The organism is Mariniflexile sp. (genome assembly GCF_052728615.1).
The window spans coordinates 42,333-49,507 of record NZ_JBFVFE010000031.1 but is presented as its reverse complement, the minus strand read 5'-3'; the positions used below and the strand labels follow the sequence as shown (position 1 = coordinate 49,507).

7 protein-coding genes are annotated in these 7,175 nt (G+C 35.3%); 5 read left to right on the top strand and 2 right to left on the bottom strand.

Translation table 11 applies throughout. The features are described from left to right. Positions 1-102 precede the first annotated feature (102 nt). Positions 103-567: a hypothetical protein gene (locus ACU1LP_RS12405; RefSeq protein ID WP_445733083.1), complete on the top strand. Its 465-nt coding sequence runs from the start codon at positions 103-105 to the stop codon at positions 565-567. Between the two features lie 131 nt (positions 568-698). Here the strand turns inward: ACU1LP_RS12405 and ACU1LP_RS12400 are convergent, their stop codons facing one another. Beyond that, entirely contained in the window at positions 699-2,993 is a 2,295-nt protein-coding gene (locus tag ACU1LP_RS12400; RefSeq protein ID WP_445736415.1) for a TonB-dependent receptor, read from the bottom strand. Between the two features lie 1,343 nt (positions 2,994-4,336). On the opposite strand from ACU1LP_RS12400, the gene ACU1LP_RS12395 reads away from it, so the two are divergent. The 3 genes from ACU1LP_RS12395 to ACU1LP_RS12385 all read left to right on the top strand — a co-directional run bounded on the left by ACU1LP_RS12395 (position 4,337) and on the right by ACU1LP_RS12385 (position 5,746). Further along, positions 4,337-4,522 carry a hypothetical protein gene (locus ACU1LP_RS12395; RefSeq protein ID WP_445733188.1) on the top strand — a complete coding sequence of 62 codons (186 nt, stop codon included), beginning with the start codon at positions 4,337-4,339 and terminating at the stop codon, positions 4,520-4,522. 340 nt (positions 4,523-4,862) lie between these two features. Beyond that, positions 4,863-5,018: a hypothetical protein gene (locus ACU1LP_RS12390; protein WP_445736414.1), complete on the top strand. Its 156-nt coding sequence runs from the start codon at positions 4,863-4,865 to the stop codon at positions 5,016-5,018. A gap of 113 nt (positions 5,019-5,131) precedes the next feature. Beyond that, positions 5,132-5,746 (top strand): DUF4230 domain-containing protein, encoded by a 615-nt coding sequence (locus tag ACU1LP_RS12385; protein ID WP_445733190.1) that lies wholly within the window; start codon positions 5,132-5,134, stop codon positions 5,744-5,746. A 38-nt stretch (positions 5,747-5,784) separates the two neighbouring features. On the opposite strand, the gene ACU1LP_RS12380 is transcribed toward ACU1LP_RS12385, so the two are convergent. Continuing rightward, positions 5,785-6,096 carry a rhodanese-like domain-containing protein gene (locus tag ACU1LP_RS12380; protein WP_445736413.1) on the bottom strand — a complete coding sequence of 104 codons (312 nt, stop codon included), beginning with the start codon at positions 6,094-6,096 and terminating at the stop codon, positions 5,785-5,787. A 270-nt stretch (positions 6,097-6,366) separates the two neighbouring features. On the opposite strand from ACU1LP_RS12380, the gene ACU1LP_RS12375 reads away from it, so the two are divergent. Continuing rightward, positions 6,367-7,119, top strand: a complete 753-nt coding sequence (locus tag ACU1LP_RS12375; protein WP_445736412.1) for an enoyl-CoA hydratase/isomerase family protein — start codon at positions 6,367-6,369, stop codon at positions 7,117-7,119. The last annotated feature ends 56 nt before the right edge of the window (positions 7,120-7,175 follow it).

The following is a 7,175-nucleotide window of genomic DNA, read 5'->3' as shown; positions in this document are numbered from 1 at the left end:
AAACGAGCATGTTAAAAGCATTATCACCCAACGAAATGATTAATAGCGAACAGTCCCGATAGCTATCGGGATGACCAATAAAAAAACAATAAAATTAAACACATGAAAACTAATATATTATTAAATATGAAGTCATTTTTATACACTATTTGCGTCGTTTTTTTAGTGGGTTGCAGTGCCAATGATGATATTGTAAAGAACCCCTATTTGCCAAATTATAAATTTAATACGGGTAGTTTGATCAATACTAATTTACCACAATTCAGTCAGTTAAAATTTGCGGGTAATTTTGTGATATTGGACAGTCCTTATGGAATTAATGGGCTGGTTCTTTATTATGCTGGGGGCACCAATTATAATGCTTTTGAGATAACAGATCCCAACCATGCCATTAGTACTTGCTCGAAACTAAGTGTAGCAGGCATTATAGCTACCTGTGATTGTGATGATGGTAATTCGTATGACATTTTAAATGGTATAAAAAGAGAAGGAACCACGGGCAATTATCCATTAATACGTTATAATGTTGAAGTAATGGGTTCTGTAATTAGGGTTTACAACGATTAAAATACCTGGGGACTGAGCCTTCAAGGTAGTAAAATTCCAAAAAATGAAAATTCCATCCCGATAGTAATCAGCCAAAAAAAAAAGCGACTCTTTTGGGAATCGCTATCTTTCTTTAAATTGTAAATTACTAATTAAAACTTCAGCGTAACCCCAACTAAAAAGTTTGTGGTTGCCTGTGGGTAGTAAAAGTTTTCGGTAATGGCACCATCGGTTGTACCTTGGGGCCTATAAAAATAACTGTATGTATAACCATTTGACACATACTCGCTATTAAAAATATTATTGACCAGAAGATGGAATGCCATCTCTTTTATCCACGAAGGTTGTAATTTGAATGAGGCACTCAAGTTATTTACAAAATACGCTTCCATGCTTTTACTGTCGCTGGACGTATTATCTAAATATTGCTTGCCCACATATTTAGAAATAAAACCAAGATTTAGGTTTGTGATAGGTGAAAAAGTTAGCGTTCCTCCGGCAATGGTACTTGGGGAAAATGAAATATCCGTATTTTTGTAAGCTGTTGTGATAGCATTATAAGAAATAGTTTCAAAAGTAACGGGGTCATACTGTGTATCGTACACCACATAATCAAACGCTTTAATTTTGTTTTCACTGAATGTAGCATTGGCGTCTATTCTAAGGTTATCGGAAAATTTAAAACCCAATTGTAATTCTATTCCTGATCTATAACTTTTATCTGCATTGATACGGATGGGGTCGCCCACATTATCAAGATCACCTGTTAAAACCAACTGGTCTTTATAGTCCATATAATACACATTTGCCGTGGCATAATACATAGGTGTTTTCAATTTATATCCAAACTCATAATCGTATAACCGCTCTGGTTTTGGCAATACAGGGTTTTTGGTTAAATCGTCCCTGTTTGGCTCTCGGTTGGCTACTGCGAAAGAACCGTATATGGAATTATAATTATTAATTGTGTAGGTCAACCCTGCTTTTGGGTTGAAAAAATCATACGTTTGGTTAACAGCTATATTTAATAAATCTGAACTTAGCCCATTGGCTTTATAATCTACAAGCCTGTATTGCACATCTGCAAAAGCAAACCATTTGGAATTGATGGTATATTCGGCTTTTAAATAGGTATTGTAGTCGCGTTTTTTCCCTATACTCCTATAATAATCGCTACGGATTGGGATGGAAACGGGAAAGGAATCCCAAATCAATTCACCAAAATGGTCACCGTCATATTTATTAAAACCTCCTCCTAAATACAGGTTTAAGTGGTTCCTTTTATAATTAAACGAGGTAACAATGGCATAAAAATCGTTGTCCAACCAACGCTTTCTAATCACGTCGCCTGCTTCCGAGGCGTCGGGACTATCAGGAAAATAATCACCCACTTCCTCATCGTCTTTATATTGCTCAAAGTATCCTTTTCCACGGGTGTAATTGCCAGAGATATTGGCAGAAAAATGCGCATCAAATTGATGTGAAAGATGTAATTGGTAATGGGTTTGCCCATAATTATCAACCTCATTATCATAGGTATAGTAATTATAAGTACGGCCGGAATTTAAAAGATTATCGGCTTCTGCCTGCGTGGAATAGTTTCTGTCTATAAATGCCTGGATCGCATCGGCATCGCCATTAACAACGGCTTCGGGCGTACCGTACCACGATTGATAGGTTTTTTCCTTTCCTCCAAAAACAATCGCCTTCACAGCGGTTTTTTTATCTAAAAAGCCCGTTTCGACATAAAAGGACGATAAATCTGAAAAGGCTCTGTCTATATAACCATCACTATTGATTTTAGACAAACGCCCTTCAGCATAAAAATTGTTCTTTAAACCAGAACCCAAACTTATAGTATGCTTTCGGGTGCCATAGGACCCAATGGCATGAGTGGTAGTTGCATAGCCATCAGACGATGGTTCCAAGGTTTTTAAGTTTAAACTCGCCCCAAACGCTCCCGAACCATTGGTACTGGTTCCCACACCACGCTGCAACTGGATATCTTCGACGGACGATACGAAATCGGGCATATTTACCCAAAAAGTGCCTTGACTTTCCGAATCGTTATAAGGAATACCGTTAATGGTAACATTTACACGGGTGGCATCGGTACCACGAACGCGTATGCCCGTATAACCAACCCCTGCGCCAGCATCACTGGTGGTGACCACAGAGGGCAATTGGTCTAATAAAATAGGTAAATCTTGCCCTAGGTTTCGAGATTCCAATTCCTTTTTTGTGATGTTTGAAAACGCCACAGGTGTTTTGGGTTTTGCCCTTGTGGCAGACAAAAGAATTTCGTCTAATGTTTGGACTTTGGTTGAATCTTGTTGAACTTGATTTTGTGCGTTTGCACTTAATAAGATTGAAAAAGCAAATAAACTTAGTGCTTTCTTTTGATAGGATTCCTTCCCGATAGCTATCGGGATTCGAAGGAATGACAAAAATGCGAATAAATTTTTAATTTTGAAGATGCTATTTTGAAAGCCAAAACTGAATCTTTTTTTAAAAAATTTATTGTTTGTGGAATTTAAGAATAACTTTTTTAAAGTCGATTTCATACGATTATGATGTTATAATCGAATAAAAAGAGGTAATTATTCTTCGTTGTTAATAAATGATTTTTTAGAATTAATATCGAAAGATTGCTTTGTTGTATTTTAAACTTCTTGCATTGACGCTATTATATCTAAGTGGCGATTATCGCCTTTCCTAAACAGCATTACCTGTTCTAGGTTCAATGGGTATGATCTCAGCCGTTTTTAATTACGATTTACAATTGTTGATTTACGGATTTTAACATCGTAATTCGTCAATCTAATAATCGTCAATCAAAAAAAGCACCCCTTTTTTGAGAACGGTGCAAATATATATTAGATTTTTGGTTTGCGATTGATAATTGACAATTTTTTTAATCTTTTTCGGGTCAGTACACAAAAAACATATCCCACATTATCAAAATAATTATTCCCGTTCAATCCCTCTGCCTATCGGCATACCGAAAATTCGGTACAGGCTCTCTCCTTAAAAAAAGGAGAGAAGTCATTGAAGGGGCTTATTTTTAATGATTTTTTATTTCTCCTGATACTCTGCCTCTTTTTGTTATTAATGGTACCAATGGCTCGGGATCACAAAGATTCCTGAGTTCAGAAAAAGGCAACCTTTTTTTATTTGCCTATTTTTAAACGGCGCATATTTATATGTAGATTTAAAAAAATAGCATTAAAAATCAATTTTACTTTCCCCATTTAAATCTTACTGATTTGCTTAAATTCTTATTGATTCCTTTAAAAAAATATTTGAGACATACTGTGTATCAGCTAGCTTTGGATTTTTATCAATATGTTTACATAACTAATTATTAAATAGCATACTCTATAACTCTCAAATAGAGTTTTGCGCATATTTAATATCATAATGTATTGGAATTCAATTATTGAGGGATTAATTTTTGCAAGAAAGTTATTCTATTACATTTTTTAAAAGGTTGTCTTGGTTAAAGGTTGTCTTAACTAAGGCAACCTTTCTTTTTTCAGTACCACTTCATTAAAATATATGTCATTCGCCGTATGGGTTTCATTTTATTAAAGTTGCAATTTTTGATTGTTAATAAAATAAAATCAACAATGGGAAATTTAAACCAATGTATTTTACTTTTAGTAGGATTTTAACGCCGAACATAGCAATAGCTCAAAAAAACAGAAGCACCAGAGCTTTCCTATAATCCAGGTGCAAATATTAATGTTGGATTGGTTAAAGCAAATAAAGATACCAGTAAACTGGTAAAGTGGACAAAGAAATTCTGCTTAAAGATAAAAAGCCAGAATACCAAGTGGATGAGATTGTGGCTGTATTATATTACAAGGCAAACAACAAAACCATTTACGCTTATAGCCTTCAAAAACAAACCTTGTTGTTAAGATTTGTTAGATTGGGCGTGATAAACAACATTATTGCGCTTAATCTTTTTTAATAACGTTTTATCGAAAAAATTGGTTGAGGTTCAAGTTATTAAGTTAAATTTATTATGCTATTAATCAGTTCATATCAAAAACATCAACGCACTCAATCCATAAAAAGATTGGTGGTTGGTGTTTTTTTTATACGTTCAATTTCAGCTTTAAATCCGCTTATTTTTTTAATGGTGGGGTTTCCGAATTTACCTCCCCTTTGGGGAGGTTGGAATTGCTTTTTAGCAATTCCGGGTGGGGCAAAATATAATCCCGATAGCTTTCGGGACGGCGAAATACCTCTATGTCCGGATAACTCTATCGGGACTGCCTCGAGGATAGTCGGTTTCAAGAAATTTTTTATTGCAAAAAAATATATTCAACGAAAGCCTTAAGCTACAAACAGCCAAGGAAAAATTGTTGTTGGTTGAAGATTTGTACAAAACACTTTTTAACCGTCTTTTCAAAATAACCAGAGATATTACCATTGCAGATAACAAGATGACAATACGTTTTTAATAAACGCGGTAAAAGAAAAGTTGTCTTTTTTTAAAGATCTTACCGTGAAGTTTTCGGCTATAAATGGCTTCAATGTCGAAGCAAACTAATGTTTTTTTATTTACATTAGCACCATGCGAAAAATTCTATTGGGAGCATTAGTGGCCATAGTGCTGGTGCTCACGTTTAAATACTGCGATTCTAAGAGAGAAGACAAAATAGTGCTTCAAGAAAGTTCTGCACTTATCCAAGAACAAATAAAGAATGTTGGAAAGCTCATCGTTACCGAAGGGCATTTTAGTCAGGTTTTTAATTATAGAAACTCCAAAGCCATTTTAGGGCCTTTTTTTACTTCGGAAAAGAAAGCCTTGGTAGTGGTAAATGCCGATGTGTTTGTGTCGTATGACTTAAGTCTTATTGAATACAAAATTGATGAGAAAACCAAAACATTGACTATTTTAAGTATTCCGAAGGAAGAGATAAAAATAAATCCAGACTTGGAGTATTATGATATTCAAGCTGATTATTTCAATGCTTTTGAAGCCAAGGATTATAACGACATTAAAGAAACCATAAAAAAATCCCTGATCAAAAAACTGGAAAATTCCGAAATTAAATCAAATGCTAAAAACAGATTGATAAGCGAGTTATCCAAATTCTATATTCTCACAAATTCTTTGGGCTGGACTTTGCAATACAACCAAGTGCAAATTAAAAATGAGGAAGCGTTACAATCGTTAAAATTGTAATTTTTTGTTCCCGCCAGTGGGTTTTGATACCCTTGGGCTTACCCCGAAATTCTTGATTTTAGACTTTGCCAACCGCCACCATTTATAGCTTCAATGCCATGGCTTTTTAAAATACGGGCCGCATTGCCAGAACGCATCCCACTGGCACAGCACGTAATAACGGGTTTATTCATTTTTTTAATTTCAGCTATTTTGGATGCTATGCTTTGCAACGGAATGTGTTTAGAACCAGTAATGGCACCTTGTTCATATTCAGCTTTAGTGCGTACATCAATTATAATAGCGCCCCTCGATTGAAAGTCTTTGATACGATCTTTTTTGTTTCCAAATAAAAAATCCAATAATCCCATAATTTTATTTTTTCTAAAAATTTACCCGTATCTAATTTTCTCCCTTTTTTCAAGGGAGGACAAATTTCGATTTATCGAAATTAGGAGGGCTTAAATATACGGCTAGGTTTTTTAACTTCCGAACACTTTTGTCTGTAAAACCTTGCAGGAGATGAGCCATCATGCAAATTACTTTAAAATTTTTAATGTGAAAGTAACATAAGCAGCTTTATATGTCATTATAATTTTATGTATATTCAACCTTTAAAAAATAAGTAAAATGGCTTTACAATGATTGAACCTTACGTGACCTTAAACATTAAAAACAGCGTGGGATATATTGAGTTTTTCCATCCGAATAGAAACTCCATGCCCAGTGCTATTTTGCTACAGCTAAAAACAACCATTGAAGAGGCTGGCAATAACGAAGCCATTCATGTGATCGTTTTAAAAAGCGGTGGCGACCGCACGTTTTGTGCCGGTGCCAGTTTTAATGAGGTAATGGCGGTAAATGATGCGGAACAAGGAAAAGCTTTTTTCTCTGGTTTTGCCAATGTTATCAATGCGATGCGAACTTGTCCAAAACTCATAATCGGGCGTGTACAAGGAAAAACCGTTGGCGGTGGTGTTGGTTTAGCGGCTGCAACCGATTATTGTTTGGCAACTAAATATGCTTCCATTAGGTTAAGTGAATTAAGTATTGGTATCGGCCCTTTTGTAATCGAGCCTGCGGTATCAAGAAAAATCGGTCTAACGGCCATGTCGCAAATGACTATAGATGCCGAAACTTTTTTTTCTGCGGAATGGGCAAAAAATAAAGGATTGTACGCCGATGTTTTTGAAACGGTTGAGGCATTGGATGAAGCCGTAAAAGAATTGGCTGAAAAGCTAAGCGGTTATAATCCAGTAGCTTTAAAACAAATGAAATCTGTTTTTTGGGAAGGCACGCAGCACTGGGATACGCTTTTAAGCGAACGCGCCAAAATTAGTGGTGCTTTGGTGCTGAGTAAGTTTACTAAAAATACCTTGAAGCGGTTTAGGTAATTTTAAAAAAGTGATAAGGTTAATTGTTATTGAGTTATTTAGTGAAATAAGCTTAT

Coding starts and splice junctions, on each gene's coding strand:
- ACU1LP_RS12405 (WP_445733083.1), top strand. CDS start 103: ATGAAAACTAATATATTATTAAATATGAAGTCATTTTTATACACTATT.
- ACU1LP_RS12385 (WP_445733190.1), top strand. CDS start 5,132: ATGCGAAAAATTCTATTGGGAGCATTAGTGGCCATAGTGCTGGTGCTC.
- ACU1LP_RS12380 (WP_445736413.1), bottom strand. CDS start 6,096: ATGGGATTATTGGATTTTTTATTTGGAAACAAAAAAGATCGTATCAAA.
- ACU1LP_RS12375 (WP_445736412.1), top strand. CDS start 6,367: ATGATTGAACCTTACGTGACCTTAAACATTAAAAACAGCGTGGGATAT.